The organism is Piscirickettsia salmonis LF-89 = ATCC VR-1361 (assembly GCF_000297215.2).
Lineage (GTDB): Bacteria > Pseudomonadota > Gammaproteobacteria > Piscirickettsiales > Piscirickettsiaceae > Piscirickettsia > Piscirickettsia salmonis.
This window is the reverse complement of sequence record NZ_AMFF02000067.1, coordinates 20,589-22,686: the sequence shown is the minus strand read 5'-3', so window position 1 is coordinate 22,686 and position 2,098 is coordinate 20,589. Positions and strand designations below refer to the sequence as shown.

The 2,098-nt window shown below is 39.9% G+C and carries 3 protein-coding genes; 2 read left to right on the top strand and 1 reads right to left on the bottom strand.

What is annotated here, in order from left to right; translation table 11 throughout:
- On the top strand, positions 1-702 hold a 702-nt coding region (locus C200_RS06995; protein WP_033923719.1), incomplete at its 5' end, for a sodium:solute symporter family transporter.
- Positions 703-792: 90 nt separating this feature from the next.
- Positions 793-1,677 carry an N-acetylneuraminate lyase gene (locus C200_RS06990; protein ID WP_032126495.1) on the top strand — a complete coding sequence of 295 codons (885 nt, stop codon included), beginning with the start codon at positions 793-795 and terminating at the stop codon, positions 1,675-1,677.
- A gap of 34 nt (positions 1,678-1,711) precedes the next feature.
- On the opposite strand, the gene C200_RS15970 is transcribed toward C200_RS06990, so the two are convergent.
- On the bottom strand, positions 1,712-1,888 hold the full coding sequence (locus C200_RS15970; RefSeq protein WP_016212130.1) for a hypothetical protein: 177 nt from the start codon (positions 1,886-1,888) through the stop codon (positions 1,712-1,714).
- Between the last annotated feature and the right edge of the window lie 210 nt (positions 1,889-2,098).

Sequence of the window (2,098 nt, the reverse complement as noted above, 5' to 3'; positions counted from 1 at the left end):
GGTAGCGACGCTTACGAAAATAAACGTTCTTTGATTACAGTGGCAAAATTTACAGCGATTATTCCGCTGATTTTTTTTGCAATTGGTACTGTGCTGTACGTATTTTATCAGCAGAATCCAAACTTACTGCCAAAGGGTTTTAATAGTGCTGAGATTTTACCTTACTTTGTTGCAACTCAAGTACCGGCAGGCTTATCAGGGCTGATTATTGCTGCTATTTTTGCAGCATCACAATCGAGTATTTCAAGCAGCTTAAATAGTATTTCTGCCTGTTTTACCACGGACATTAAGCAGCGTTTATTAAAGCCTGATTGCTCAAATGATGATTTAGTGACCGCGCGTTGGGTGATTGTTATTGCTGGCATGCTGGGTGTGACCGGAGCTGGGTATTTATTGATTGCGAATGAAAGTCAGGTCTGGGATGCATTTTTTAGTTTGCTAGGTTTGGTCGGTGGCCCGGTGACGGGGTTATTTGTACTTGGAATCTTCAGTCGGCGAGCGAATGCATTGAGTGCTTTATTTGGCGTTATTTGTGCGATTGTGGCCTTATTAGTCGCTCGCTATATGAGTGAGTTAAACTTTTTCTATTATTCTGCAATCGGGACATTAACAGTGGTGATTGTTGGCCATGTTTTGGGTTATTTATCAATACCTGCGGACCAACAGCGCAAAGTTGCTGGAAATACGATATTTACTCAGTGATAGATTTGATTTAGATTTAGATTCACATTGATATGGATACGAAATGAACGGTGTAAATGATATATAAACAGTGTTATAGAGGAAAAGATGATGAGTAAAAACTTCCAAGGTATTTATCTACCATTAATGACACCCTTTCATGAGGATGGCTCGTTAGCATTGGATAAGCTAGCTAATATGATGGATTATCAAATTAATAAGGGTGTGGCTGGCTTTTATGTGGGAGGAAGCTCGGGAGAGGGTTTTTTGCTGAGTGAAGCTGAGCGTGCTGAAGTGATTAAAGTGGCTGCTGAGGTCAATCAGCAACGGGTTGGCATGATCGCCCATGTTGGCGTGATTAGCACAGACTTAACGGCGCAACTCGCTGATGTGGCGGTGAAGGCAGGGTATGATGCAATTTCAGCGACACCACCGTTTTATTATGCGTTTAGCCAGGAAGAAATTCACCAGCATTATGTTTACTTAGCCGAGCAGTGTCCATTACCGTTATTGTTATATAATATTCCAGGGACAACCGGCATTAGCTTCAATGTTGAGCAATTATTGAGTTTAATGGAGCACCCACGCATCATTGGTTTAAAGCATACGACAACGGATATGTTTTTAGTTGAACAATTGCGTCAGCGTTCAGAAGATGCGGTGATTTTTCATGGTGAAGACAGCATGTTATCAGCTGGTTTATTTTATGGTGCGAATGGCGGGATTGGCTCGACCTATAACATTATGTCTGCAAGCTATATCAAGCTTTATGAGCATGCTCAGCGTGGTGAGATGGATGAGGCGCTGAAACTACAGCATCAGGTAAATCATGTGACGGATGCGATATTAAAGATTGGCTTATTTCAATCACTTAAATATTTAATGCAGTTGCGTGGTGTTGATTATGGGGTTTGTCGCAAGCCGTTTTTGTCACTGACTAAAGAGAAAAAACAAGCCTTAGAGCAATTAATGGATAATAATGCTTGCTTAAATTAACTAAATTAAACTATAAACTATATAATTGAAACTGTTAATTGGCATGATCTGGGTGAATTTGGTATTCAACTTCATTGAGATTAATGCCACGTAAGCGAGCAATGGCGCGAGCGACACGGAGGATATCGCGCCGATCATTGTTCGCTTCAAAGCAAATAATGGCTGTTTTTTTGCCTTGTTTGACTTCTAGTTGCCAGCGTCGTATATCCATAATCGCCTTAAATCAAAATATTTATCTTGCAAGCAGTATATTCTAAGCTATTACAGTGAAGATCGAAACTCCTGAATGATAAAAATATAGGATTAAATCAGTCAAATTACTTTTATCTAGATTGTAGTTATAGCGCTCGATCAACAGTTTCTGACCTACTATCAGTAGGTTAAAAAATACAATAAGGAAAAACGATGCCTTCTCCTTACA